The sequence below is a fragment of the Gordonia paraffinivorans NBRC 108238 genome (assembly GCF_000344155.1).
GTDB lineage: Bacteria > Actinomycetota > Actinomycetes > Mycobacteriales > Mycobacteriaceae > Gordonia > Gordonia paraffinivorans.
Genome location: NZ_BAOQ01000002.1, coordinates 116,590 through 141,603, shown reverse-complemented (window position 1 = coordinate 141,603; position 25,014 = coordinate 116,590). Strand labels below are relative to the sequence as shown.

The 25,014-nt window shown below is 69.8% G+C and carries 26 protein-coding genes; 15 read left to right on the top strand and 11 right to left on the bottom strand.

All coding sequences use genetic code 11. The features are described from left to right. Positions 1 to 91 precede the first annotated feature (91 nt). The 6 genes from trhO to GP2_RS01560 all read left to right on the top strand — a co-directional run bounded on the left by trhO (position 92) and on the right by GP2_RS01560 (position 5,629). Complete coding sequence (gene trhO / locus GP2_RS01585) at positions 92 to 937, top strand: oxygen-dependent tRNA uridine(34) hydroxylase TrhO (RefSeq protein WP_006898699.1); 846 nt, start codon at positions 92 to 94, stop codon at positions 935 to 937. Then, complete coding sequence (locus GP2_RS01580) at positions 925 to 2,040, top strand: CobW family GTP-binding protein (RefSeq protein ID WP_006898698.1); 1,116 nt, start codon at positions 925 to 927, stop codon at positions 2,038 to 2,040. Before trhO ends, GP2_RS01580 begins: the two co-directional genes overlap by 13 nt. Before the next feature lie 153 nt (positions 2,041 to 2,193). After that, positions 2,194 to 3,219, top strand: a complete 1,026-nt coding sequence (locus tag GP2_RS01575; protein ID WP_006898697.1) for an N-acetylmuramoyl-L-alanine amidase — start codon at positions 2,194 to 2,196, stop codon at positions 3,217 to 3,219. A gap of 33 nt (positions 3,220 to 3,252) precedes the next feature. Next, positions 3,253 to 4,176 (top strand): SDR family oxidoreductase, encoded by a 924-nt coding sequence (locus tag GP2_RS01570; protein WP_040526179.1) that lies wholly within the window; start codon positions 3,253 to 3,255, stop codon positions 4,174 to 4,176. After that, a complete protein-coding gene (locus tag GP2_RS01565) occupies positions 4,173 to 4,955 on the top strand; it encodes a fructosamine kinase family protein (RefSeq protein WP_006898695.1) in 783 nt (260 codons plus the stop codon). Before GP2_RS01570 ends, GP2_RS01565 begins: the two co-directional genes overlap by 4 nt. Positions 4,956 to 5,065: 110 nt before the next feature. Continuing rightward, positions 5,066 to 5,629, top strand: coding sequence for a nucleosidase (locus tag GP2_RS01560; protein ID WP_085950489.1), 564 nt, complete (start codon positions 5,066 to 5,068; stop codon positions 5,627 to 5,629). A gap of 90 nt (positions 5,630 to 5,719) precedes the next feature. On the opposite strand, the gene GP2_RS22380 is transcribed toward GP2_RS01560, so the two are convergent. The 4 genes from GP2_RS22380 to GP2_RS01540 all read right to left on the bottom strand — a co-directional run bounded on the left by GP2_RS22380 (position 5,720) and on the right by GP2_RS01540 (position 10,320). Continuing rightward, complete coding sequence (locus tag GP2_RS22380; RefSeq protein WP_051997137.1) at positions 5,720 to 6,685, bottom strand: DUF6542 domain-containing protein; 966 nt, start codon at positions 6,683 to 6,685, stop codon at positions 5,720 to 5,722. Between the two features lie 4 nt (positions 6,686 to 6,689). Beyond that, positions 6,690 to 7,916 (bottom strand): DNA recombination protein RmuC, encoded by a 1,227-nt coding sequence (locus GP2_RS01550; protein ID WP_006898692.1) that lies wholly within the window; start codon positions 7,914 to 7,916, stop codon positions 6,690 to 6,692. A 113-nt stretch (positions 7,917 to 8,029) separates the two neighbouring features. Next, the gene (locus tag GP2_RS01545; RefSeq protein ID WP_006898691.1) at positions 8,030 to 8,611 is read right to left on the bottom strand and encodes a methylated-DNA--[protein]-cysteine S-methyltransferase; all 582 of its coding nucleotides are present in this window, start codon (positions 8,609 to 8,611) and stop codon (positions 8,030 to 8,032) included. Positions 8,612 to 8,766: 155 nt separating this feature from the next. After that, positions 8,767 to 10,320, bottom strand: coding sequence for a DNA-3-methyladenine glycosylase 2 family protein (locus tag GP2_RS01540; RefSeq protein ID WP_006898690.1), 1,554 nt, complete (start codon positions 10,318 to 10,320; stop codon positions 8,767 to 8,769). Positions 10,321 to 10,425: 105 nt separating this feature from the next. Here GP2_RS01540 and GP2_RS01535 point away from each other — a divergent pair, with 105 nt between their 5' ends. From GP2_RS01535 to ychF, 3 genes are all read left to right on the top strand, one after another. After that, complete coding sequence (locus tag GP2_RS01535) at positions 10,426 to 10,761, top strand: hypothetical protein (protein WP_006898689.1); 336 nt, start codon at positions 10,426 to 10,428, stop codon at positions 10,759 to 10,761. Between the two features lie 95 nt (positions 10,762 to 10,856). After that, a complete protein-coding gene (locus tag GP2_RS01530) occupies positions 10,857 to 12,152 on the top strand; it encodes an AI-2E family transporter (protein WP_006898688.1) in 1,296 nt (431 codons plus the stop codon). Positions 12,153 to 12,221: 69 nt separating this feature from the next. Beyond that, positions 12,222 to 13,301 (top strand): redox-regulated ATPase YchF, encoded by a 1,080-nt coding sequence (gene ychF / locus GP2_RS01525; protein WP_006898687.1) that lies wholly within the window; start codon positions 12,222 to 12,224, stop codon positions 13,299 to 13,301. A 36-nt stretch (positions 13,302 to 13,337) separates the two neighbouring features. On the opposite strand, the gene GP2_RS01520 is transcribed toward ychF, so the two are convergent. Next, positions 13,338 to 13,922 carry a hypothetical protein gene (locus tag GP2_RS01520; protein ID WP_016697626.1) on the bottom strand — a complete coding sequence of 195 codons (585 nt, stop codon included), beginning with the start codon at positions 13,920 to 13,922 and terminating at the stop codon, positions 13,338 to 13,340. Next, positions 13,919 to 14,503: a TetR/AcrR family transcriptional regulator gene (locus GP2_RS01515; RefSeq protein WP_016697625.1), complete on the bottom strand. Its 585-nt coding sequence runs from the start codon at positions 14,501 to 14,503 to the stop codon at positions 13,919 to 13,921. The genes GP2_RS01520 and GP2_RS01515 overlap by 4 nt, the downstream gene beginning before the upstream one ends. 103 nt (positions 14,504 to 14,606) lie before the next feature. On the opposite strand from GP2_RS01515, the gene GP2_RS01510 reads away from it, so the two are divergent. The 4 genes from GP2_RS01510 to GP2_RS01495 all read left to right on the top strand — a co-directional run bounded on the left by GP2_RS01510 (position 14,607) and on the right by GP2_RS01495 (position 17,640). Further along, positions 14,607 to 14,987, top strand: coding sequence for a zinc ribbon domain-containing protein YjdM (locus GP2_RS01510; RefSeq protein ID WP_006898684.1), 381 nt, complete (start codon positions 14,607 to 14,609; stop codon positions 14,985 to 14,987). 137 nt (positions 14,988 to 15,124) lie between these two features. After that, the gene (locus GP2_RS01505; RefSeq protein ID WP_006898683.1) at positions 15,125 to 15,583 is read left to right on the top strand and encodes a VOC family protein; all 459 of its coding nucleotides are present in this window, start codon (positions 15,125 to 15,127) and stop codon (positions 15,581 to 15,583) included. A gap of 130 nt (positions 15,584 to 15,713) precedes the next feature. Further along, a complete protein-coding gene (locus GP2_RS01500) occupies positions 15,714 to 16,121 on the top strand; it encodes an acetyltransferase (protein WP_006898682.1) in 408 nt (135 codons plus the stop codon). A 91-nt stretch (positions 16,122 to 16,212) separates the two neighbouring features. Continuing rightward, on the top strand, positions 16,213 to 17,640 hold the full coding sequence (locus tag GP2_RS01495) for an amino acid permease (protein ID WP_255218580.1): 1,428 nt from the start codon (positions 16,213 to 16,215) through the stop codon (positions 17,638 to 17,640). A gap of 40 nt (positions 17,641 to 17,680) precedes the next feature. On the opposite strand, the gene GP2_RS01490 is transcribed toward GP2_RS01495, so the two are convergent. Further along, complete coding sequence (locus GP2_RS01490) at positions 17,681 to 17,929, bottom strand: response regulator transcription factor (RefSeq protein ID WP_006898680.1); 249 nt, start codon at positions 17,927 to 17,929, stop codon at positions 17,681 to 17,683. 45 nt (positions 17,930 to 17,974) lie between these two features. Then, positions 17,975 to 18,763, bottom strand: a complete 789-nt coding sequence (locus tag GP2_RS01485) for a hypothetical protein (RefSeq protein WP_006898679.1) — start codon at positions 18,761 to 18,763, stop codon at positions 17,975 to 17,977. Between the two features lie 553 nt (positions 18,764 to 19,316). Here GP2_RS01485 and GP2_RS01480 point away from each other — a divergent pair. Further along, a complete protein-coding gene (locus GP2_RS01480; protein ID WP_157211623.1) occupies positions 19,317 to 20,282 on the top strand; it encodes a hypothetical protein in 966 nt (321 codons plus the stop codon). An 18-nt stretch (positions 20,283 to 20,300) separates the two neighbouring features. On the opposite strand, the gene GP2_RS01475 is transcribed toward GP2_RS01480, so the two are convergent. From GP2_RS01475 to GP2_RS01465, 3 genes are all read right to left on the bottom strand, one after another. Further along, positions 20,301 to 20,795, bottom strand: a complete 495-nt coding sequence (locus GP2_RS01475; RefSeq protein WP_006898676.1) for a nucleoside deaminase — start codon at positions 20,793 to 20,795, stop codon at positions 20,301 to 20,303. Between the two features lie 77 nt (positions 20,796 to 20,872). After that, a complete protein-coding gene (locus GP2_RS01470) occupies positions 20,873 to 22,105 on the bottom strand; it encodes an MFS transporter (RefSeq protein ID WP_006898675.1) in 1,233 nt (410 codons plus the stop codon). Between the two features lie 141 nt (positions 22,106 to 22,246). Beyond that, complete coding sequence (locus tag GP2_RS01465) at positions 22,247 to 24,484, bottom strand: DUF2339 domain-containing protein (RefSeq protein WP_157211622.1); 2,238 nt, start codon at positions 24,482 to 24,484, stop codon at positions 22,247 to 22,249. A gap of 140 nt (positions 24,485 to 24,624) precedes the next feature. On the opposite strand from GP2_RS01465, the gene GP2_RS01460 reads away from it, so the two are divergent. Continuing rightward, a complete protein-coding gene (locus GP2_RS01460; protein WP_040526177.1) occupies positions 24,625 to 24,957 on the top strand; it encodes a hypothetical protein in 333 nt (110 codons plus the stop codon). Positions 24,958 to 25,014 lie beyond the last annotated feature (57 nt).

Genomic DNA, 25,014 nt, shown 5'->3' with positions numbered 1-25,014 from the left:
GAGAATCCGACCGAAATGGGCAGGCCGCCACGAGCCGGCGGGGAGGGGGAGGCGTACGGGTGGTCTCTGCCGATTTCCGTACCCTTGCATTGTGTCGACCCCCAAGATCGTTCTGTTCTACGTCTTCGTCCCGCTTCCCGATCCAGAAGCCATTCGATTGTGGCAGCAGTCGGTCTGCGAGTCACTAGGGCTGCGGGGCAGGATCATCGTGTCACGGCATGGGATCAATGCCACGGTCGGCGGCGACATCAGGGACGTCAAGCGCTACGTCCGGGCCACCAAGTCGTATCCGGGCTTTGCCGACGCCGACATCAAATGGTCCGACGGCACGGGTGACGATTTCCCCCGATTGAGCGTCCGGACGCGCCCCGAGATCGTCACCTTCGGCGTCCCGGACGAGATCGAGGTCGACGAGAACGGCGTGGTCGGCGGCGGGGTGCGTCTCGCGCCCGACGACGTGCACCGGCTCGTCGAGGAGCGCGGCGACGAGGTCGTCTTCTTCGACGGCCGCAACGAGATCGAGGCCCAGGTCGGACGCTTCGAGGGTGCCGTCGTCACCAAGGCGCGGACCACGCGCGACTTCGTCCCGCTGATCGAGAGCGGGGCCTACGACCATCTCAAGGACCGTCCGGTCGTCACCTACTGCACCGGCGGGGTGCGTTGCGAGGTGCTGACCGCGGTCATGCGCAAGCGGGGCTTCAACGAGGTCTACCAGCTCGACGGCGGCATCGTCCGCTACGGAGAGCGATTCCGGGACAAGGGCCTCTGGCGCGGATCGCTCTTCGTCTTCGACAACCGGATGAGCATGACGTTCTCCGACGAGGCCGAGGACATCGGTACCTGCGTCGAGTGCGGCGCGTCCACCAGCAATGTGGCCAACCACCCCGACCGGGAGGGTCGGGACCTCGCCGTGATCTGCCCGGCATGCCTGGGCTGAGCGGAGCCCGCCCGTCCCGGCCGCCGGTGCCGGTGATCGTGGTCGCCGGCTTCCTCGGATCGGGCAAGACGACCCTGCTCAACCATCTGCTCCGCACGGCCGGCGCATCCGGGACCCGGCTCGGCGTGCTCGTGAACGACTTCGGGGCGGTGAACATCGACGCCCTGCTGGTGTCCGCGCAGGCCGACGGCGCCGTCAGCCTCGGCAACGGGTGCATGTGCTGCACCGTCGACGCCGACGGCCTCGAGGACGCGCTGGTGTCGTTGGTGCGGCCGGGCGCGGGCATCGACGCGATCGTCATCGAGGCGAGCGGCATCGCCGAGCCGAAGGCGCTCATCCGAATGGTGGCCGCCGTCGCCGACCCCCGCCTGCGCTACGGCGGCCTGGTCTACGTCGTCGACGCCGCGAACATCGACGCCGTGCGCGCCGAACACCCCGAGATCGACTCGCACATCGCGATCGCCGACCTGATCCTCGTCAACAAGGCGGACCTGATCGCCGACGACGCGCGACGCCGCGTCGAAGCGCTTGTGGGGCAGCTCAACCCGACCGCCGCCGCGATCCCGACGACGCAGGCGCGGATCGACCCGGCGCTGCTGTTCGACGTCGGCGAGGCGGCACCCGACGAACCGCGCAGCGGGCAGCTCACGCTCGACGAGCTCCTGCTCGAGGAGGCCGCCGAGTCCCATCACGAGCATCTGCACGCCGGATACGAGTCGGTGTCCTTCCACAGCGGCGAGCCGCTTCACCCGCGTCGGCTGGCGCGCTTCCTGGAGCGCCCGCCCGCAGGGTGTTTCCGGATCAAGGGCATCGTCCATTTCGACGTGCCGCGGCACCGGCAGAAGTTCGTGGTCCACGGGGTGGGCGGATTCATCAGGGTCGAACGTGAGTCCTGGGACGGGGCGACTCCCGCCACCGAACTCGTCGCCATCGGGCGGGGGATGGATCGGGACGCCGTCCTCGCCGAACTCGAGGGCGTCGTCACGAGAACGGACGACCCGGCAGACCCCAACGGCATCCTGAGTGTGTTGCGGCACGTGTCCGAACCCCCGGATGTGTCGCAGCTCACGCGACACGCCGACCCTGATGTCACACTTGGCTAACGAAATCCCGTTCTGCCTGGTCGACCATTTCGCATTCTCTGCAACTCCTGTTTCACTGTGAAGTCTGTGACCAGTGTGACCAATGTGTCTAACGGGAGGAGTGAGGCGTACGGTCCCGGCCGGGTCGGCTGAGGCCATCGCCTTGAAACGCGGATGTTCCAGAACGTGATGAAGAAGCGCATGATGACGACCGCCCTCGTCGCGGCTGCGGTGGCGTCGACCGTGGTGGCGTCGAACCTGACCGTGGCGCCGGCGCAGGCCGAGCCTGCCCGCGGTACCGCGCTGGCCGGAAAGACGATCTTCCTCGACCCGGGTCACCAGGGGAGCTCCGCCGGGCACAACCTGAACGAGCAGGTCCCCGACGGCCGCGGCGGCAAGAAGGACTGCCAGACCACCGGCGCGACGGGCGTCAACGGGGCCAAGGAGCACACCATCAACTGGCAGATCAGCCAGCTGGTGAAGGCCGGCCTCGAGAGCCAGGGCGCACGCGTGGTGCTCAGCCGTCCCGATGACACCGGCTGGGGCGGGTGCGTCGACGAGCGTGCCGCAGCCGCGAGCCGTTCCGGGGCCTCCGTCGCGGTGAGCCTGCACGCCGACTCGACCAGTCGGGGCGCGGACGCCGGCAAGAAGGGCTTCCACATGATCGTGCCGTCGCTGCCGATCCCGGACCCGACCGTCAACCGCGTCCAATCGGAGCAGGGGCGCAAGGCGTCGGAGATCATGCGCGACGCGTTCCTCGCCGCCGGATTCCCGCCCGCCAACTACGCCGGGGTGAACAACGGCATCCAGACCCGTTCGGACATCGCCGCGGTCAACCTGACCAAGGTGCCGGCCGTCTTCATCGAGTTGGGCAACCTGTCCAATCCGTCCGAGGCGGCCGCCCTGTCCGGGCGCGAGGGTCAGGTGAAGTACGCGCTGGCGATCACCGACGGAATCCTGAAGTACGTCAACGGCAATGCGGTGACCGGTACCGGACCCGCGCCGGCGCAGCCGCAATACGACGACGCGAGCGGCCTGGCGTCGGTCATCCCGTTCGTCCAGCAGTTGCTCGCCAGCCAGGACTCCGAGGACGTGCTGCAGCTGTTGTCGACACAGGGCCAGGACGTGTCCGCCCAGGTCCTCAAGGCGATGCTGACGATCCTGTACGGGCTCTTCGACGGGAAGCTGCCGATCGGCTGAGCCGGACGGTCGCGGACGGCTAACCTCGGGCTCATGGGTCTTCGAGATCTCCTGGTGATGGACACGCCCGTTCCCTCGCTGCGCGGACGCAAGGTGTTGATCACCGGCGCCGCCAGCGGTATCGGCAAGGCGACCGCCGAGGCGGCCGCGGCGCAGGGGGCCGAGCTCGTGCTCACCGACCTGCACGCGGACCGGCTCGACGCCGTGGTGGACGAGATCACACGCGCCGGCGGCACGGTGCTCTACCACGTCGCCGGCGACGTCTCCGACTATGAGTGGGTGCGCAGCTTCGGCCGCCAGGTCGACGCCGAGGTGGGCGTGATGGACGTGGTGATGAACATCGCCGGGATCTCTGCCTGGGGCACCGTCGAGAACCTCGAGCACCGGCACTGGAAGTCGATGGTCGACGTCAACCTCATGGGGCCGATCCACATCATCGAATGCTTTGTGCCGCAGATGGTGCGGCGCGGTCAGGGCGGGCACATCGTCAACGTGTCGTCGGCTGCGGGCCTGCTCGCGCTCCCGTGGCATGCCGCCTACAGCGCGAGCAAGTTCGGCTTGCGCGGGGTCTCCGAGGTGCTGCGATTCGATCTGCGTCGTCACCGCATCGGGGTGTCGCTGGTGTGTCCCGGCGGAGTGGACACGCCGCTGGTCGACACCGTGCAGATCGTCGGCGTCAACCGCGAGGACCCGCGGGTCAAGTCCGCCATCGACGGCTTCCACAAGATCGCGGTGTCGCCGGAGAAGGCGGCCGCGGCGATCCTCAAGGGCGTGCGCAAGAACCGCTTCATGGTCTACACGTCCTTCGACATCCGCTTCGGGTACTGGTGGGCGCGGAAGTTCGCCCTGCCCTACGAGATCGTGATGCGGGTGGCCAACGACCGGTTCGATCGGCTCGCACGCGTGAGCGGTCCCGCACTCGAGGCGCGCGCCCGCGACGAGCATCCCGCGCAGTGAGTCGCGTCTTCCGGAAGACGCTGCGGGACAGCGGTCCGCCCGGCGGTCATCCGGACTTCTTCGCAGCCGAGGCCGCCGGACTGCGCTGGCTCGCCGCCGCCGGGGCGCCGGTGGTGAGGGTGCTGCGGGTGGGCGTCGACGCCATCGAACTCGAGTTGCTGGACTCCGCCCGGCCCGACCGCCGTGCGGCGCGCGAGTTCGGGGCGGCGCTCGCGCGCACGCACGACGCCGGGGCGCCGCGTTTCGGCTCGCCTCCCGACGGTCATCGCGGCCAGTTGTTCATCGGGCGCCGGACGCTCAGCTCCGTCGAATACGACACCTGGGGCGAGTTCTACGCGCGTGAGCGCGTCGAGCCCTACCTGCGCCCGGCGCTGGACGCCGGGTACCTGACCGCCGCCGACCACGATGCGGTGCGGCAGGCGTGCGAACTCATCGCCTCCGGCGTCTTCGACGACGACGAACCGCCGGCCCGCATCCACGGCGACCTGTGGAACGGCAACGTGCAGTGGACATCGGGTGGAGCAGTGATGATCGATCCGGCCGCGCACGGCGGGCACCGCGAGACCGATCTCGCGATGCTCGCCCTGTTCGGCTGTCCGCTGCTCGGCGACATCCTCGCCGGCTACGAGGACGTCCATCCGCTGGTGGAGGGCTGGCAGGACCGCATCGAGGTTCATCAGCTGCATCCGCTGGCGGTGCACGCCGCCGGACACGGCCCCAGCTACGGCACGGCGCTCGGGCGCGCGGCTCGCGCGGTGCTGGCGCTCGCCCGCGGTTGAGTCGCGCACTCTCCGGTGCCGGCCGGGACCGCGCTCCGTATGGGCGTGGGCGGCGCCGGTGCCCGCGTGCGGCGCGGGCAGGCGATAATCAGCCGGTGACCGGTGAACTGCTGCCCGAGAATGTCCTGATCGCCTCCGCGACGCACGCCGAGGCCCGGCACGTGCCGTCCGGTGCGCGGCTGCTGGTCACCGGGATCGGCAAGGTTCGGGCCACGATGACGCTGAGCCGCGAACTGGCCTCCGGGCCGCCGGTCCGGCAGGTGATCAACATCGGCACCGCGGGAGCGCTGCGCGACGAGGTCGTCGGCGACGGACGGGACCTGTTCGTGCCGTCGGCCGTGCTCGAACACGACATCAGCAGCGCCGAGCTCCGCGCGATGGGCTACGACATGACCGACCGCTGGGAGCTCCCGGACGGGGACGGCACGGTCCTCGCCTCGGGCGACACCTTTGTCGCCGACCCGGTGCGTCGTGCCGAACTGGCGCGGCACGCCCATCTCGTCGACATGGAGGGCTGCGCGGTGGCACACGTCAGCGCGAAGTTCGGGGTCACGTGCAGGCTGGTCAAGGCGGTCACCGACAACGCCGACGAGGGCGCGATGGAGTGGCCGGACCTCGTCGACGCAGCTGCCCGCCGCCTCGGCGAGTGGGTCGAGACCCACGTCTACGGCTGAGCCCGCAGACGACGATCGCCACCCCCGCCCGGGCTCGCGCTTCGAGGCGACCGAGCCCGGGCGGGAATGGCGACAGTGGTTCGGCGGCCCCTACGAGCGGGTGTCAGCGATGTCCGTGCTCGACTCGTAGGTCGGGAACGACGGGGCCGCCGGATCGGTGGCCGCGGTCGGCGCATCCGACGGGGTCAGCTCGGGGGCGGCGAGATCGGCGACCGTGGGTCGGGCGGCCGACGCGGCCCGCTGTGCGGTCGCGGCGCGGTCCCCGCCGGCGGGACGCTCACGGTCGGCGGGACGCTCGACGGTCGAGGGGCGCGCCGACGCGGTGGGACGATCCTTGCCGCCACCGGTGCGCGGCGGGCGCGGACGTCCCGACTCCGACGCCCCGCCGGCGGCCTTCGCAGAAGCCGAACGCGCGGTGGAGGTCCTCGGCGTCGCGGTCTTGGAAGACGAGGACCTGGAGGCCGAGGACCTGGGGGGCGGGGTGGAGCCGTCCCGGGCGCGACGCGTCGTCGGACGATCCGCGGTGTCCGAGGCGTTCTTGCCCGCCCGGTCTCGGGCAGAGCGGGAGCCGGTGCGTGCGGCCGACGACCTCTGCTTGCCCGGAGTCGTCCGTGTGGACGTGTCTCGGGTGAGGAACCAGCGTGCGAGAACCAGGGCCAGGGTGACCACGAAGACGGTCGCCATCCACGGGAAATCGGCGGCGACCGGGAGCAGGACCTTGATGATGAGGCTCTTCAGGCCCGACGACGCCTGCTCGGAGTTCAGTCCGTACAGGGTCACGATGCTGACGAAGAAGGCGATCAGCGGTGGTTGCGCGCCGGCGGTGAACAGCGCCCGACGGCGTACCGCCAGCGCGGCGAGCACACATCCGACCAGGTAGAAGAACTTGTAGATCCCGCCGAGCGAGTCGTTGCTGCCGGCGTCGATCGCCGCGCCGAGGGCCGTGATCCCGGTGGCCAGGAGGACAGCGCCCCACCACGGCACACCGCGGACCGCGGGCAGCACGGACTGCTCGTCCAGCGGCACCGCGGTCTGAAGACGTTGCGGGGAAGACACATGGTCACGGTACCGGTTCGTCACCGGAAAAGGCTCCACCGCCGCTGCGTGGCGTGGACGCGCCGACCGGCGTCGTCGCAGGTGCGCCCGCCGATCCGGCCGATCGGCAGGTGTCGTGGATCACGCGGGGGCGTTCCGGCTCACCCACCTCCCCGAGCGCGTCGAGCTCCGCGAGGCGGCGCGCGGTGACGCCGAGGCGACTCTCCACCGAGCCGATGGTCGAGTTGTAGGCGTCGACGGTGCGCTGCAGCGAGGTGCCCAGGGACCCGAGATGGGAGAGGACCGCGGCCAGGCGCTGGTGCAGTTCCACGCCGAGCCCGTGGATGACCGCGGCCTCGCGCGCCATCGCGTCGTGACGCCACCCGAGGGCGACGGTGCGCAGGAGCGCGATGAGGGTCGACGGCGTCGCGATGACCACGTTCCGCGCGAACCCGTACTCCAGGACATCGGGGTCGGTCCGCACCGCGGCCTCGAGCACCGCGTCGGCGGGCAGGAACAGGACCACCATCTCGGGGGTGTTGTCGAACGCCGACCAGTAGGCCTTCGCCGACAACCGCGCGATGTGCGCGCGAAGCGCCCGCGCGTGCTCGCCGAGGAGACGGTCACGCGTGGCCGTCTCGGTCGTCTCCGCCGACCGCAGGTAGGCGTCCAGCGGCACCTTGGCATCGACGACGATGTCGCGCCCGCCGGCGAGATGGACGACGAGATCGGGTCGGACGGTGCCGCCGGAGACCCTGTCCGCCCGCGACACCTGCGTGCTGAAGTCGCAGTGCTTGGTCATCCCCGCCAGCTCGACGACGCGTTCGAGCTGCACCTCGCCCCAGCGCCCGCGCGCGTGGGAACTGTGCAGCGCATTGGCCAGTTGCCGGGTCTGCTCGTTGAGGGCCGCCGAAGCGGCGTGGATGCCCCGCACCTGCTCCGTCAGCCCGGCGTAGGCGCCGATCCGGTTCGACTCGACCCGGCGCAACTCCTCCGCGAGCTGCGAGAGCGTGGAGCGAAGGGGCTCGACGATGTGCTGCACCTGGTTGCCGATGGCCGTCGACTGCCGGCGTGCCGCGTCCTCGGTGGCCCACGACAGTGTCGACGCCACCTCGTTGCGGCCCTCGCGCAACATCTCGACCTCGGCACGGGCTGCGGCCACCACCGCGGAACTGCGGGCGGCGTGCGCCCACCATCCGAGTGCCATGCCGAGCACGACGCCGAAGACGAGGGACAGGGCTGCTGCGATCATGCCCCCGATGGTGTCCGACGGCACCGACAACCACGGGCGGGCCGCACCGGAACCGGGATGCCGGGGTGGGCAGGGTGCGCGGCGGGCCGGGCGCCGTGCCCCGGCGGCCCGTGTCAGTCCTGCGGTTCGGGAGCCTCGGGTTCCTCGAACTCGAGCAGCCACTGCTTGGTGTCGAGGCCGTAGCGGAACCCGCCGAGCGATCCGTCGCTGCGCCTGACCCGATGGCACGGGACGAAGAGGGCGGCGGCATTGCGGGCGCACGCGGTCGCGGCCGCCCGGACGGCGGCGGGTTCGCCGGCGAGTCGGGCGAACTGCGTGTACGTCACCGGCTTCCCGGGAGCGACGGTCCGCAGGGCGTCCCACGCCCGGGTCAGAAAGGCGCCGCCGGAGTGCTGGACGACCGGGACTCGCGCGGGTGCGTCGAGGTCTCCGGCGTAGTACGCCGTCACGGCGTCGGTGAGGTCGCCGAGCTCGTCGGACTGCTCGAGGGTCGTCGGGCGCAGCGACCGGTGGACCAACGCGGCCAGGTAGGCGGGGTCATCGGTCCAGCCGGAGGCGAGGACGCGACCTGCCTGGTCGGCGATCAGCGTGAACGGTCCGTTCGGGGTGCCGACGGTCGCGAAGCGGCCGACGCCCGAGTCGGCGGCGGGGTCGGACGGTGTGGTCGCGGAGGTGACTGCGGATGGTGCGGACATGTCGCTCCTTGCGGTGAGGTCTGGGATTCGGAGGTCTTGGGATTCGGAGGTTCTGCCGGGTCTGGTTCTGCCGCAATCTGTCCCGGTGGCCTGCATCAGGTCGGCGGGGTCGTCTCGTGTCCGGCAACGGTGGCCCTGGCGTCGATGTCTGCCCGTCATACGTGTTCGCCTGCGGCGGCGAGCGCGTGGTGCCAGAGGTGCATCGAGGCGTAGGAACGCCACGGTGCCCATCGCGCTGTGTCGCGGAGGTCGAGCCCGAGGTCGGCCGCGGCCCGTGAGACGACTAGGTCGCCGTCGAGCAACACATCGGGATCGCCGGTCACCCGCATGACGACGAGGTCGGCGGTCCAGGGGCCGATGCCGGGCAACTCGAGCAGTTGCGCACGTAACTCAGACGCATCGACCCCCACATGCGGTTCCACCCGGTTCTCGGCAAGCGCCTCGGCGACGGCGACGACGGCCTCGACGCGTCGTCGAGGACCGCGCAGCACCTCGCGTCCGCGTGCGGCGATGGCCTCCGCGCTCGGGAAGGCGACGGGCGGCGGGGCTTCGGGCGGCGGGGTGACGGGCGAATGGGCGTGGGGCGAGGGCGCGTCGCCGGTGTCGGCGTCGTGCAGTGGTTCGCCGAGCTCTGCGACGAGGCGTTCGACGTGGTGCCGGGCCGCGGCGAGGCTGACCTGCTGACCCAGCATGGTGCGGATGATCGTCTCGCCGGGGTCGACGCTGCCCGGCACCCGCAGGCCGGTTGCCCTCCGGACAGGTTGCGCGAGAGCCGGATCGGCGCCGAGAACGTCTTCCGCCGCCCGGATGTCGGCATCGAGGTCCAACATGCGACGCACGCGGTTCACCGCGGTTCCGAGATCGCGCATGTCGAGGTGCGACAGCAGCACCGTCACGTGGTCGTCGCCCGGCTCGATCTCGGCGACGGCCGGGCCGTGGGGGAGCCGGACGACTCGCCGATACCGCCAGCCGAGTGGCGCCTGCGGATCGTCGACGAGGGTCTCGACGCCGGCCGCCGCGTGTGCGCCGAGGAACCACCGCATCCATTGCCAGCGATAGGGCGCCCGGAACGGCAGGCGCAGGCTCACGGCGCCGGGAACCGAAACCGGGGTCCGGCTGCGACCGCGGGGAAGCCGCCGCAACTGTGTCGGGGTGAGGCCGAAGACCTCGCGGACGGTGTCGTTGAACTGACGCACGCTGGCGAAGCCCGCGGCGAACGCGACGTCGGCCATCGGCATCGACGTGCACTGGATCAGGACGCGCGCATTCGTCGCGCGATGCGCACGGGCCAGCGCCAACGGGCCGGCCCCGAGCTGATCGGTGAGGACCCGGTTCAGGTGCCGCGGCGAGTACCGCAGCCGGGCGGCCAGGCCGGCAACCCCTTCGCGCTCGACGACGCCGTCGGCTATCAGCCGCATGGCGCGGGCCGCGACGTCGGCGTTGGCGTTCCACATGGGCGAGCCCGGCACGGAGTCGGGGGCACAGCGCCGGCACGCGCGGTAGCCCTGCTGCTGCGCCGCCGCGGCGGTGAGCACGAACGACACGTTGTGGGGCCTGGGCGTCTGGGCGGGGCAGGAGGGGCGGCAGTAGATGCCGGTGGTGCGAACCGCCACGAAGAACTGGCCGTCGAACCGGGCGTCGCGTGCCTGAAGCGCCCGGTAACAGCGGTCGAAGTCCAAGACGGCCGGTCCCGTGCTCGTGATGGTCACGGCTCCACTGTGTCATTCGGCGGGCTCCCGGTCTGGCGGAAATCGGACGTGACATCTGCGTCGAATGTTGTGACCTGGCTTACAGCGCTGTGGCACCATGTCGCCATGTCCACACGGTTCGATCGCCGGCGGGGGAGCCGGCACGACGAGCTGCCCCTCACCTCGATGCCCGACTGGGCCCTCGAGATGATGATGGGCCTCTACGGCCGCGAGACGATCAAGCGTGCGCTCAGGGAAGAGACCGAGCGGACAGTCGCGCCTGTTCCGTGGGATCGCGAACGGGTCGAGGAGCCTGTCGATCGGAGTCGGTCACACGACATCCCGGAGGTCGAGAGGCATGGCCGCGACGACGTTCCCGCGGCGTTCAACCAGGTCGACGCCGAACTCGAGGCCATCAATTCGCTCATCCGGTTCCTGGGTCGCAAGTTGCGTCGGCGGTAGCGCGCCGGACACGCGGGTGGCGTCCGGGTGAATGTGGACCTCGCCATCGCCGCGTCGAGCCGACGAAGTCACCGCGGTATGTGAGGATCGTCGGCGTGACTGACAGCACTGACGACCGGCGCGCGGACGACGCGAGCGGTTCCGAAGACTCCATCCCCGTGGGAGCCGACGCCGTGCTCGGCGGCGACGCGGTTCTCGGCGGCTCCGACGAGAAGGCCTTCCCGACCCGGGCCCAGGTGATGCTGGCCGGGCTGCGTTCCTGTGCGATCGTGTCGGCCGAGATCGTGCTCGTCGTGGCCGCGCTCTGGGTGCTCATGTGGCTGCTCGGAAAATTCTGGGTGGTCCTGCTCCCGGTGCTGTTCGCGATCATCGTGTGCACGATCCTGTGGCCGCCGGTGCGCTGGCTGCGCAACCACAACGTCCCGCCGGCCGCGGCGTCGTTGTTGATGATGCTCGTCGGCATCGGCGTGCTGGCCGGTGTGATCGCGCTGATCGTGCCGTCGGTCGTCGACCAGACGCCGGAACTGGCGTCGCGCGCGATCGAGGGCATCCGACGCCTCCAGGACTGGGTCCAGGGGCCGCCGCTGAACATCAACGACGAACAGCTCGACAACATCGTCAACACGATCACGCACAAGCTGCAGTCGAGTGCCACGACCATCGCGTCGGGCGTGTTCAGCGGGGTCGGCACCGCGACCTCGCTGCTGGTCACCCTGTTCACGACCTTCGTGCTGGTGTTCTTCTTCCTCAAGGACGGCCCCAAGTTCGTGCCGTGGCTCGACCGGTCGGTGGGCAAGCCCTCGGGCACCCACCTCGGCGAGGTGCTGCTGCGCATGTGGAACAGCCTCGGCGGCTTCATCCGGACGCAGGCGATCGTCAGCTTCGTCGACGCCGCGCTCATCGGCGTGGGCCTGTTCGTCCTGGGCGTCCCGCTCGCCGGGGTGCTGGTGGTGGTCACCTTCCTCGGCGGCTTCATCCCGATCGTCGGCGCCTTCGTGGCCGGCGCGCTCGCGGTGTTGATCGCGCTCGTCTCCAACGGCCTGACCACCGCGCTGATCCTGCTCGGCGTCATCCTGGCGGTGCAGCAGCTCGAGGGCAACGTCCTGCAGCCGTGGCTGCAGGCGAAGTCGATGGACCTGCACGCGGTCATCGTGCTGTTGTCGGTGACCCTCGGCGGCACGCTGTTCGGCATCACCGGCGCCTTCCTGGCGGTGCCCGCGGCCGCCTCGCTCGCCGTGGTGCTTCGCTACATCAACGAGCAGATCGCCGAACGCGCCGGAGAGACGCTGGCGCCCGAGGGGGCGCCGGTGAACACCGAACTCGGGGTGTCCGACGAGGCCGGGTCGAAAGGCTCGAAGAACCCATTCGACAGGTTCCGCTCCAAGGAGTGACGGCCGGCGCCGCCGCCTTGCCCGACGCAGCGTCGGGTGTCGTGGCCGGTGCCGATAGACTGGACCCCCGTGAGTCTCACCCTGGGAATCGTCGGTCTGCCCAACGTCGGTAAGTCGACCCTGTTCAACGCCCTGACCCGCAACGATGTGCTGGCGGCCAACTACCCGTTCGCCACCATCGAGCCCAACGTGGGCGTGGTCGAACTGCCGGACAAGCGGCTCAACCGCCTCGCCGAGATCTTCGGCAGCGAGCGCATCCTGCCGGCCACGGTGTCGTTCGTCGACATCGCGGGCATCGTGAAGGGCGCCTCCGAGGGTGAGGGCATGGGCAACCAGTTCCTCGCCAACATCCGCGAGGCCGACGCCATCTGTCAGGTGGTCCGCGTGTTCGCCGACGCCGACGTGGTGCACGTCGACGGTCGGGTGGACCCGCTCTCCGACATCGAGGTCATCGAGACCGAGCTGATCCTCGCCGACCTGCAGACCCTGGAGAAGGCGATCCCCCGCCTGGAGAAGGAGGCGCGCAAGAACCGCGACGTCGCCGAGACCCTCGAGGCCGCCAAGAAGGCGCAGGAGATCCTCAACGGCGGCAAGACGCTGTTCTCCCAGAAGGACTCGTTCGACCTGTCGTCGGTGCGCGAGCTGCACCTGATGACCGCCAAGCCGTTCCTCTACGTCTTCAACGCCGACGAGAGCGTCCTCACCGACGAGGACCGCAAGGCCGAACTCCGTGCCGCGGTCGCGCCTGCGGACTGCGTGTTCCTCGACGCCAAGGTCGAGAGCGAACTCCTCGAACTCGACGAGGAGGACGCGCAGGAGCTGCTCGACTCGATCGGCCAGGAGGAGCCGGGCCTGACCTCGCTCGCCCGCGCCGGCTTCCACACCCTCGGCCTGCAGACCTACCTGACCGCGGGTCCCAAGGAAGCGCGCGCCTGGACCATCCACCAGGGCGACACCGCTCCCAAGGCCGCCGGCGTCATCCACACCGACTTCGAGAAGGGCTTCATCAAGGCCGAGATCGTGTCGTTCGACGACCTCGACGAGGCCGGATCGATGGCCGCGGCCAAGGCCGCCGGCAAGGTCCGCATGGAGGGCAAGGACTACGTCATGCAGGACGGCGACGTCGTGGAGTTCCGCTTCAATGTGTGAGGCGATTGGCTGCCTATCGCGTTGACCAGCGGGGGTTCAGTCGTCCAAGAGTGGGTTGTATCTCATGCTCAGCCCTCGTTCGATCGCCGCGAGGCCTCCGGCGATGATGACGAGGAGGTTCTGCCAACCCGCGAGGCGGATCGCTGGGATCTCGAATACTGGGAGCCCGACGTACGACGTCAGCAGACCGACGAGGTTGATCAGCTGAGGAAGCTCGAGCAGAAGCACCCCCACGACGATGAGGGTGGCGACGATTCCGACTGCTCGACTGGTTGCGGGGTGCTGTCGGTCGAGGTTCGCTCGCCAAGCCTCGGCGGTGCCCGCAGCAGGGGTCAGCGGCTGGGTCTCCCGTGCCTTCGCCTCGCGGATGCGTACGTACTTCATCCCGAGCTTTGCGACAGCTGCCTCGATGTGCGCGCCGTCTTCGATGGCGAAGGAGGCCTTGCGTCGCGTTGTGTCGACGAGGCGACCGTCGCGGTACAGGGAGATGCGCTCATCGAGATCGAGGTACCCGGAGTCGACGACGTAGTGATGTCCGTTCCGGTGCACCTCGAATCTCCCCCGGATGAGGCCGGCTCCCCACCGGAGGGGCCTCAGCGTCGTTGATGATTGCGTGGTCACGATGCGACTCCTCGAAACATGTCGTCGATGGATGTCTGCAGCAGCGCGAGCGCCCGATCGGGCGAGGACTGGCCGAGGAGAACCTGCCCGCTGAGCCCTTCGGCCGTAGCAAGGAGTCCCTGAAGAGTGCCTTCGGTGTTGTTCGAGTCGAGGCGGATCCTGCTGGATTCCAGGAGGCGTTCGAGGAAGGCGAGAAGTTCGGCGTGCCCCTCGCGGATCCTCGTCGCCAGGATGTCCTCCGTGAGCGCCAGCGACTCGAACTGCGCCACCACCCGCAGTCGTCGCATCGCTGTGTCGTCGGTGGGAATCATCGCGCGCAGGACGGCGGTCAACACCTGTTCCGGCGCGGCGGCTTCCCCGACGGCCGTGGCCACCTCTGCGGCAACGGCGTGCTGTACCGAGTCGAAGGCCGCGAGCATCAGAGCAGTGCGGTCGGGGAAGTAGTGCTGAACCCGGCCGGGCGAGACCCCAGCAGCGGCAGCAACTCGTCGCACCGTCAACGCGCCGGCACCTTCCTCCGCCACCAGTACGCACGCTGCGGCAGCGATAGCGCCGCGCACTGTCTCGTGGTCCCGCCCCACACCTCGGCTCACTGGCACCTCCTAATCGATACGAGTGTATCGGATTGCGAGGCAGGTGTGCCAGATGTTCGTCCGTGCCGGAACTCGGTCGAGTTCCGGTTCAATGTCTGATCAGCTGCCGCCCTGCCCGGAGTGCTCGCAGGAGTTCACCTATGAGCAGGGTGCCCTGCTGGTGTGCCCGATGTGCGGTCACGAGTGGTCGGCGTCCGACGCGGCCGAGGCCGCTGCCGACGCGGTGGTCAAGGACTCGGTCGGCAACGTCCTCGCCGACGGTGACACCGTCACCATCGTCAAGACCGTCAAGGTCAAGGGCGGCGGTGGCGGCACCATCAAGATCGGCACGAAAGTCCGTGGCATCCGCCTGATCTCGGACGGCGTCGGTGATCACGACATCGACGCGGCGGTGCCCGGCTTCGGCAAGATGCAGCTCAAGTCGAGCGTCGTCAAGAAGGCAGTCCGAGTTCGGGCGAACCCGATCATCTGATGATCCCGTTGCGTTCCGGCCCGGTTGTCGGGCCACGACGCGACGGGATCTTCGTCGTATGGCGGACATTCGCGACAAGACCCGCGCTCTCCGCGTTGTCGGGGTGCCCAGCGGCGAACGGGTCTAGCGTGGAACCCATGGCCATCGCACTCGAGAACGTCGGCATAGCGGTCCGCGACATCGAGGAGGCGATCGCCTTCTTCACCGACCTCGGTCTCACCGTCGTGGGCAGACAGGAGGTGAGTGGTGAATGGGCCTCCACCGCAGTCGGTCTCGACGGCAACCATGCGAAGATCGCGATGCTCCAGACGCCGGACGGACATGCGCGGCTGGAGTTGTTCGAGTACATCCATCCCGACGCGATCGAGACGAATCCGACGCTGCCCAACGAGATCGGGATGCATCGCGTCGCCTTCTCCGTCGACGATCTCGACGCGGCACTCGAAATCGCCGCGCGGCACGGGTGTCATCCGTTGCGCGGGGTCGCCGAGTACGAGGACGTCTACAAGCTCACCTACCTCCGGGGTCCGAGTGGCATCATCGTGATGCTGGCGCAGGATCTGACGAAGTCGACGCCGGGTTCCCAGCCGTACTGACCACCGACGCGGCACTGGAAATCGCCGCGCTCAGGCGCATCAGGGCCGTTGAGTCCTGGTAGAACCGTACCGATGGACACCTCGACCCGCCTTCGACCTTGTCTCGGACCGGCTGAATTTCCCGACGCTGGTGGGGGTCTGGCGCAGCGCGGTCGACGCCACTCATGACTTTCTCGCCGAGGCTGACCGCGACGAGATCGAGGGCCGGATGGCGACGGTGTACCTCCCACAGGTCGAGCTGACCGTCGCCGACGCCGACGGCACGCCGGTCGGATTCGCAGGCGTGTCGGGGCCGCGACTGGAGATGCTGTTCGTCCGGGCCGACGTCCGCGGGGCCGGCGTCGGCACCACCCTGCTCGCGCACGCCGTGGACGCCGCGGGTATCCGCGCGGTGGACGTGAACGAGCAGAACGACCAGGCGGTGCGGTTCTATCTCCGACGCGGCTTCGAGGTGATCGGCCGCAGTGACCGCGACGAGGCCGGGCGCCCATACCCGCTTCTGCACCTGGCCCTGGTGGCCGAGCGGCCGAGTCCATAGCCGGAGGCCGCGCTCGGCGCGATCTCGGGTCATGGAATCGAGCCCGGGTCGGGGAGGTTTCGGCCGGCATCAGCCCGGGCACCTATCCGCGGTGAGCAACTCGTCGTCACGACGGGGCGATGCGGCGCAGTCCGCGGATCGCCTCGGTTCGAGCCTCAAGCCCCGGCACATCACCATGATCTCGATCGCCGGGGTCATCGGCGCGGGCCTGTTCGTCGGATCGGCGAACGCGATCGAGAAGGCCGGTCCGGCCGTCCTCATCTCCTACGCGATGGCGGGCACTCTCGTGGTGCTGGTCATGCGGATGTTGGGGGAGATGGCGACCGCCGACCCCGACACCGGCTCGTTCTCCGTCTACGCCGACCGCGCGCTCGGGCGGTGGGCCGGCTTCTCCGTCGGCTGGTTGTACTGGTGGTTCTGGGTGCTCGTCATCCCGGTGGAGGCGACGGCGGCGGCCGCGATCCTCACCGATCTGATCGGTGGGGCCCAATGGATCTGGGCATTGGCCGTGACGATCGCACTCACGGTCACCAACCTCGTCAGCGTCGGCAACTACGGCGAGTCCGAGTTCTGGTTCGCGCTCAATCATGGTCCTCGCCATCGTGGCGTTCATCATCGTCGGAATCCTCGCCATCTGCGGGCTGATCCCGGATTCGGGGTGAGCGGTCTGCACCATCTGTGGGAGCCGGATGGCTTCATGCCCAATGGTTTCGGCGCGGTCATCGCCGGCCTCCTGGTGACGATGTTCTCGTTCATGGGGACCGAGATCGTGACGATCGCGGCCGCCGAATCACCGGACCCGAAGCGCGGCATCACCAAGGCCGTGAACTCCGTCATCTGGCGGATCTCCTTGTTCTATCTGGGCTCGATCTTCGTGGTGGTCGCGCTCATGCCCTACGACCGGCTCGACGACGGCTCGTACCAGTCCGTGCTCGAGGCGATCGGCCTGCCGGGGTCGGCGCTCATCATGGACCTCGTCATCCTCACGGCCGTCGCGTCGTGCCTGAACTCCGCCCTGTACACGGCCTCCCGCATGCTCTACTCGCTCGGGAGCCGTCGCGACGCGCCGCAGGCGGTCAGGTCGCTCACCGGCAACGGGGTGCCGTGGGTGGCGGTGCTCGCGTCGATGATCGTCGGATTCCTCGCGGTCATCGGCAACTACGTGTTGCCCGACAAGATCTTCGGCTATCTCCTCGCCACCAGCGGCGCCGTCGCGCTGTTCGTGTACCTGAGCGTGTCCGCGAGCCAGCTCGTGCTCGGCCGTGCCCTGCGCGCGCGAGGCGAGCGGCCGCCCGTGCGCATGTGGCTGTTCCCGTACCTGACAGTCGTGGTGATGGCCTTCATCGTCGGCGTCCTGGTGCTGATGGCGTTCGACGACGAGCAACGTGAGGCCATCGGTCTGTCCGTGCTGTCGGCGGTGGTCATCGTGTCGATCGGGATCGTCGTGCACCGGCGTCGACGACAACCGGACGCGGCCGATCCACGCGAGCCGGTCCACCAGGGTTCGCCGGGCAGCTGAGCGGCCTTTGCCGGCCGCGGCGCCGATGCACGTGGTCCGGTCAGAGTGGCCGGTGCGTACCGAGCAGCAGGGCCGTCGGTTCGGCCCGGCTCGACGCGCCGAACTTGTGCAGGATCGATTTCACGTGGTCGCGGACGGTGTGTGCGGAGATCCCCAGCGAATCGGCGATCGCGGACGTACCGGTTCCGGTGACGAGATGACCGATGACCTCTCGTTCGCGGACCGAGATCCCGTGTGCCGCAGCGATGACCGGCGCAATCGCCGACGGCCGGGCGGCGTCGAGCGCCACGACGACGCGGTCCGGGCGTCCGTCGGGACCGCGGGTGACCGACGCCTAAGCGAACAGCCACTGCTCGCTCATCGTGGCCGCCCGCACCCCGACGCGACCGTGGCCGCCCTCCTGCGCCGACTGCAGGGCCCGTGCTGCCGCGGCGACGACCCACATCGGGACCGGCAGGCCGAAAGCGCTCGCCACGTGGGCTTCGTCGCCGAGCGACGACAGCCACGGAGCGACGTCGTCGCCGGTCGCCACGAGGTCCAGGCGCGTGTCGAAGACGAGGAGCCCGGGATGTGCCGGCAACCGACCGTCCGGTGCGCGGCGCAGACCGGCGCGCACGAGACGTCGTACCTGTCGTCCGAGCGGCTCGCTGAGTCCCGCCACGAGTTGTTCGTCGGCCGCCGTGAAGGGGCGTTCGTCGGCTTCGCGTCGTAGCGACACCAGCGCCCAGGGCGAGTTCTCGCAGGCCAGGACTGCGCGCAGCTCTCGCGGCCGGGCACGACGCGCCCTGGTGGAACGGGCGATCCGGCCCAGGGCCACGTAATCGCCGACCTCGACGCGAGCGACGTCCTGCCGCCACCTGCGGCGGTTCCCCGAGGTGCCGGCCTCCCAGAGTGTCGGCGAGCTGGGCAGGCCGGAATCCGGGTCCGCGGCGGTCCACACGGCACTGCTGTACGGAACGATTCCCGGCAGGCGGGTCGTCAGCAGGTCGAACACCTCGCGCACGGTGGAGGCGGACCCGGCGCGCCGCATCAACTCGTCCTTGCGCCGTCGTACGACCGCCGGCGATCTGTCCGGGCCCACGCCTCCACCGTCGCCCTCGAACCAGGTGCCGTCAACCGCCATCCCCTCATCTGGGGGATGGAAACGTGATCGGGGACCTGGAAAGAGTGGACGGGCCATCGCCCCATTCGCCGACGAGTCCTTCGCCGACGCCCCATTCGCCGACGAGCCGTTGAAGGAGACGACGTGATCCGCCGCCGCTTTCGCTCGATCATCGCCACCGGAGCCGCCGCCCTCGTCGGGGGGGCCATGGTGGCACCGGGCGCGCCGAGCGCGTCGGCGGCTCCGCCGAACGCGACCACCACCGTCCGCTGCGAGTCCGACAGCAGCGGCAAAGCCGCCACCGGGCGGCTGGTATCACGGAGAGTCGGCGTCGTACCTGTACGACCGCCGGTTCCGTGAGGGACCGATTCTCTCCAAGGAACAGCTGGGCCGATACACCCCTCAGGCCATCGCGTACTGGAAGGACTGGGACGACAGCGGCCGGGACGCGCTCCTCATCGCCACCTACGTCTCAGGCGGCGCCGACGACCGCGCGAAGATCATCGCCGTCGACGCGAACACCCCGCACCGGCTCCTCGGCTGGGTCATGGTCGACAAACGCTCGGCCGGCGAAATGCCGACGCACGCGGGCGGAATGGCGATCGGCGGCGGGCACCTCTTCCTGGGCGGGCCGCAGGAATCGGACTCGATCCGCCACTACGCACTCGCCGACGTCCGAAACGCCTTGCAGCAGAAGGGCTCGATCAGCCCGAAGGGCGCCGACCGCAAGGTGTACGGCCAGTCGTTCATGACGGTCGACGGCAACAAGCTGTACGCGGGCAGGTTCAACCTCGGGTCCCGGGACTGGATGTACCGATACACGATCAAGGACGACGGGAGGCTGGAGACCGACCCGAAGCCCGGCGGCAACGGCAAGATGCGGTACGAGGTCCCGAAGGGAACCCAGGGAGCCGCGAAGGCCGGGAACACGATGTTCTTCAGCACTTCGCTGGGTCGCAATGTGCGGAGCAACTTCTATGCGACCGACGCAGGGGAGACGAACCTCGACAAGGCGAGGCCACGCTGCTTCCGCGGTCCCAGCATGTCCCAGGGCATCGCGATCGACGCCGCGCGAAACCGCTTGTTCCTCAACTACGAGTCGGGCTCCCACAAGTTCGACGATCGGGCAGGAGACCCGGCGCGCAACATCATCCGCGGCGCCCACATCGCCAAGCTCGAGGATGTGACCTCCGTTCCCGGCGGCACGCTGAAACTGGGCGCCCTGCAGGCGAAGAAGCTGACCGACACCGACAAGGAGGACGAGATCGTCGTGAGCGTCGAGGGCGCCCCGATCTGCGTCAAGGGCAGCGACGACAAGTGCCTGAAGCATCTGAAGCTCACGCAGGGCAAGCAGCGCGCGATCGACGCCACCGTCCAGTTCACGGGCAACGCGCTGGTCAACGTCACCGAGCGCGACAACCCGCCGGGCAACCCCCACGACAACCTCGGGACCGAGAAGCTGACCCCGGGAGCGAAGAAGGGAATCCTCGAGTTCGCCGAGGGCAGGGCGGTCTATCGACTGAGTTACGAGGTGAGCTGAATCGCCGTAGCGCTGCGGTTATTCGGCAGAATCCGCGTCGTCGGCCACGCCGATGTCCTCGTTCCAGACCTGGGGATGGGTGGTGATGTAGTCCGACATCATCTCGACGCAGCGCTGGTCGTCGAGCACGATCACCTCGATCCCGTTCTCGTGCAGCCAGTCCTCGCCGCCGTAGAAGGTGCGGTTCTCGCCGATCACCACGGTCCCGATGCCGAACTGCCTGATCAGCCCCGAGCAGTACCAGCACGGTGAGAGCGTGGTGACCATGATCGTCGACGAGTAGTCGCGCTGGCGGCCGGCCGCCCGGAAGGCGTCGGTCTCCCCGTGGGCGGACGGATCGTCGTCCTGGATCCGGCGGTTGTGCCCGGCTCCGAGGAGCGTGCCGTCCGCGGCGAACAGGGCGGCGCCGATCGGGATGCCGCCCTCATCGAGTCCGATGCGTGCCTGCTCGTAGGCGACGTCGAGCAGCGTGCGGAGGTCGAGGCCGGTGCGGGGGTGCAGCTTCGGGGTCATGTGACGAGGGTGCCCCGGGATCGTCCCGACGACAACCGCCGGGCCGGGAGGCGGCCCGGCTGCGCGCGCCGATGTCCCTACGAGGCGATGGTGCCGGGGGTGTGCGTGGCGTCGACCATCCGGGTGTCGGGGCGATGGCGAGCGTTCATGATCAGCAGCGCCGCGAACGGGATCAGCGCGAGCAGGCTCGCGGCGAGACCGACGACGAGAGGCCCGCGGGCGGCCAGTTGTGACTCCAGGGCGACACCGGCGAGGAAGCTGCCCGCGGTGATCCCGACGTTGACGAACGCGATCGGCAGTGCCGCGGCGAGCAGTGGCGCCTCGCTGCCGTGATGCATCGACAGCGAGACCAGGACGGGAAAGGCCGCCATGCCGGTGAACCCGAGCAGCCCGAGCAACGCCACCGCGGCCCAGGAGTGACCGCAGAACGCGAGCAGCGAGCCGGTGACGACCGCGGTGGCGACCATGGCGATCGCGGCGGTGCGGTGCGGGCGCGCGTTGCCGAGCCGGCCGCCGGTGATCTGGCCGACGGTGGCACCGACACCGAAGACGCCCAACGCGACCGGCACGAGCGACGCGTCGAGCCCGGCGACTCCGGTCAGCATCGGCGAGGCGAAGGCGAACACCGACAGCGTCCCGCCCGCGACCGCGACGCAGGTCGCCAGCACCAGCCACAGCCGCAGTGAGCGCACACCCGAGACCTCCTGTCGCAGCGACAGTCTCGGGCGTTCGTGGCGGTCGCGCGGGACCGTCGTGACCACGACCGCCGCGGCGACCACGGCGAGGGCCGCGAGCGCCCAGAACGCGGTGCGCCAACCGAACATCTGGCCGGCGAACGACCCGAGGGGGACGCCGACGACGTTGGCCATCATCCCGCCGCCCTGCACGATCGCTATCGCGCCGGCCCGGCGCGCGGGTCCGGCCAGATCGGCCGCGACGAGGCCGCCGACCGTCCAGAACCCACTCGTCGCCACCGAGGCGACGCACCTTGCCGCGATCAGCACCCAGAAGTCGTCGGTGAGCACTGACACCAGCATGCCGCCGGAGAACACCACCAACGACGACGCCAGTGTCACCTTGCGCTGGACGCGTGCGGTCAGCAGCGCCATCAACGGTGCGCCGCCGATCATCCCGAACGCGAACACCGTGACCGTCAACCCGGCGCGGGCCTCGGAGATCCCGAAGTCGGCGGCCAGGTCGGGGAGCAGCCCGGCGATGATGAACTCGCTGGTCGACATCAGGAACGTGCAACACGCCATGATGTACACGGCCGCCGGAACCCGCTCCGCTGCACGTTGATCGCTGGTCACCCGACGAACAGTAAGGTCTGCGAACGATCGCGGCAGGGTGGCGGGCGAATGTCACAGTTGATCGCGCGACGCTGTCTCCCACGCGCTCAGGGGATCCGAGGGGCGGATGGGAAACGGCGTCGCGGCGACTCTCCGAGACCGTCAGTGGCCGGCCGGAGTACCCGGCTGGGGCATCGGGGCCGGGGGCATGGGCGCCGGGGGATTCGGCTGCTGCTGCCCCGGGGTGCCGTCGTCGTGCAGGGCCCGCGCGTACCAGGCGCCGAGCCCGAGCAGGAGCAGGCCGGTCACCATGAACACGATCACGCGGGAGATGCCGTCGAGCGTGGCGAGGTCGAAGAGGAACAGCTTGGCCATCGCCGCGGCCACCAGCACCAGCCCTCCGGTGACGGCTGCGGTCCGCCGGCCGCCACGGCGTCGGCGCGCGTGGGCGAGCAACCCGCCGGCCATGACGACCCAGCAGGTGGTGGCGGCGACGTGACCGCCGAGGAATCCGTCCGCGCCGGCCAGCAGCACGCCGGAGGTCACGCAGATCGCGGTGGCCGTGTACACGGCGACGACGCCGAGCACGGTGTAGGCGAGGCCGACGACGTCGCGGTCGGTCAGGCGAATCCAGTTGTCGGCGAGGATGATCGCGCCCGCCACCGCCAGCAGTGCGGCGAACACGACCGCGAGCGACGCGTGGGTCTCCATGCGTGCGGCGTCGGCCAGCACGTAGGGCGCCAGATCGGAGAGGAGCATCCCGAAGCCGATCGTCCAGACGATGGTGCCGCCCACCAGCAGGACGACCGACGTCGACGACCAGGCGCGGGCGACAAGGGCCGTGACGAGGGCCAGGCCGAGGATCGCCGACACCGCGACGCGGCCGTCGAAGGAAATGAGGAGCGCGACGAACGTGATGACCAGTGCGGTCGCCGACCAGATCTGGGCGACCACGTCGGGCAGCGGCTCGAACCGCGCGGACCTGACCAGCGAGCAGACGACGGTCGTGCCGATCACGAGGACTGCGGTGGCCGTCTGCAGCGACACCGCGCCCGCGGTGTCCATCACCGCGCCGGCGAACAGGACCGGGAACGTCGTCGCGGCCGCGAGTCCGGCAGTGACCTCGCGGAACCGGGTCGTCGGCATGGCGACCAGCGCACCGGCCAGACCGAGGACGACGACGATCAGCGTCGCGGCGGAGAACTCGAGGCCGAGGCCGGCCAGGTCGCCGCTCGGGCCGCTCAGGGCAGACGCGCCCACCAAGGTCAGCGGGATCGTCGGGGCGGCGAGTCGCAGCGCGTGCAGCCAGATCCAGTCGTGGCCCACCTGGACCCACGACGACGCGATCGCGAGCATCACCATGAACGCGATGAGCGTCATGTCGAGGCCGCCGGTCAGCACCGGTGCCAGCGCGATGAGGGGAACGACCACGAGAATCCCGAGATGTTCACTGTCCCACCGGTATGCGAGGACAAGTCCGGCCGCGGCGATCACGCCTGCGGTGGTCAGTCCCGCGACGACCGGCAGCCACTCGTAGATCTTGGTCGCGGCCAGGACGTCCAGGTAGCCGGCGGCGAGCCCGGTCGCGGCCAGGGCGATCGCCCCGATGCGGCCATCTCGCTTGCGCTGCAGCCAGATCCCCGCGCCGACGAGCGCTGCGGAGAGGGCCGCGCCACCGGCCACCCGGAATTCGGGACGCAGGATGCCCGCCTGCGCGGCCAGAACCAGCAGCAGGACGACGCCGACAAGGGTCACGCCGACGCCGGCGACCGCGAGGACCTTGCCGATGAGGCCGCGCTCGACGGCGTCGGAGATGCGGTCGGAAACCGGGGGAGCGGGCGGGCGTCCGGGTTGCGGGGTGAACGGGTGCTGCGGGATGAACGGAGGCTGTGGGCTGAACGGTGCCTGCGGGGTGAACGGACGCTGCGGCTGCGGCGCGTAGGCCGGATGCGGCGGCTGCTGTCGGCCGATGGCGGCCCAGTCGGGCGTCCACGGGCCCTTGGGCGACGGAGACGACGGTTGCGGCGACGCCGGTCGCTGCGGTGGGGATGGCTGCGGAACCGCGGGAATCGGAGGCCTTTGATCAGGGCGGGCGGCGGTCGTCGGCGGGATGAGCGGGGGCGTCGGCTGGTGCCCGGGCGCCGGCGCGACGCCCGGGGTCTCGGCCCGCTGGGCGATCGGTGGCGACGCGGCGTCCCCGGGCTCGACGGTCAGCGAGGGGGCCGGCGTCGCGCCGGGTTCCGCGACCGGGGTCTCGGAGCGTTCGACCAGGCGCTTGAGCTCGTCGAAGTCGGCGGACACGGAGGACATCTGCTGGGCGATGGCGTCGAACTCGGCGGAGATCCGGGCAAGCGTCGCGGCGCCCGGTGCACCGCCGTACATGCTGCTGGGTGTGGTCATGTACCGACCATGGTCCCCGGGGCGCGCCGGGGTCATGAGTAGTCCTACCCAGAGCGGGTGGGGACTTCCCGGCCGTGCCGCTGTCGGGGGTGGTCGCGGTCATGGTTTCAGGGGTCGCCCCATGCGGGTACGCCCTGGTCATGACTGATGCACACAATCCCATCGATCGCGGACGTGCCGATGTGGAGAAGCGCTGGCAGGACCCGGCTGCGTATCGCTCCGCGGTGCTCTACGTGCTGGCGGTCGTCGTCGTGGCCGCCGTCGTGTGCGCGATCTTCCTCGCGACCGCGCGTGACAGCATGGTCGTCGGTTCGCTGGTTCCGGCGGCCTTCTTCCTCGGTGGCGTCGGCGCGCTGGTCAACGGGTACCGGGTCTACCGCCGCGGCGGTACCTGGCCGACGTGGCAGGGTGCGGGGATCTTCCTGCTCGCCCTCATGCTGGTGTCCCTGGCGTTCCCGGCGATGGCGGCTTGACCGCCGATCCCACCATGGCGGCTTGACCGCCGATCCCACCATGGCGGCTCGCCCGGT

Excerpts from the sequence above, each read along its gene's own strand:
- GP2_RS01545 (WP_006898691.1), bottom strand. The coding sequence starts at position 8,611 with ATGTCCGCACCATCCGCAGTCACCTCCGCGACCACACCGTCCGACCCC.
- GP2_RS01580 (WP_006898698.1), top strand. The coding sequence starts at position 925 with ATGCCTGGGCTGAGCGGAGCCCGCCCGTCCCGGCCGCCGGTGCCGGTG.
- GP2_RS01535 (WP_006898689.1), top strand. The coding sequence starts at position 10,426 with ATGTCCACACGGTTCGATCGCCGGCGGGGGAGCCGGCACGACGAGCTG.
- GP2_RS01465 (WP_157211622.1), bottom strand. The coding sequence starts at position 24,484 with ATGACCACACCCAGCAGCATGTACGGCGGTGCACCGGGCGCCGCGACG.
- GP2_RS01460 (WP_040526177.1), top strand. The coding sequence starts at position 24,625 with ATGACTGATGCACACAATCCCATCGATCGCGGACGTGCCGATGTGGAG.
- GP2_RS01575 (WP_006898697.1), top strand. The coding sequence starts at position 2,194 with ATGTTCCAGAACGTGATGAAGAAGCGCATGATGACGACCGCCCTCGTC.
- GP2_RS01550 (WP_006898692.1), bottom strand. The coding sequence starts at position 7,916 with ATGATCGCAGCAGCCCTGTCCCTCGTCTTCGGCGTCGTGCTCGGCATG.
- GP2_RS01485 (WP_006898679.1), bottom strand. The coding sequence starts at position 18,763 with ATGGCGGTTGACGGCACCTGGTTCGAGGGCGACGGTGGAGGCGTGGGC.
- GP2_RS01480 (WP_157211623.1), top strand. The coding sequence starts at position 19,317 with ATGCCGACGCACGCGGGCGGAATGGCGATCGGCGGCGGGCACCTCTTC.
- GP2_RS01505 (WP_006898683.1), top strand. The coding sequence starts at position 15,125 with ATGGCCATCGCACTCGAGAACGTCGGCATAGCGGTCCGCGACATCGAG.
- GP2_RS01510 (WP_006898684.1), top strand. The coding sequence starts at position 14,607 with ATGTCTGATCAGCTGCCGCCCTGCCCGGAGTGCTCGCAGGAGTTCACC.
- GP2_RS01570 (WP_040526179.1), top strand. The coding sequence starts at position 3,253 with ATGGGTCTTCGAGATCTCCTGGTGATGGACACGCCCGTTCCCTCGCTG.
- GP2_RS01475 (WP_006898676.1), bottom strand. The coding sequence starts at position 20,795 with ATGACCCCGAAGCTGCACCCCCGCACCGGCCTCGACCTCCGCACGCTG.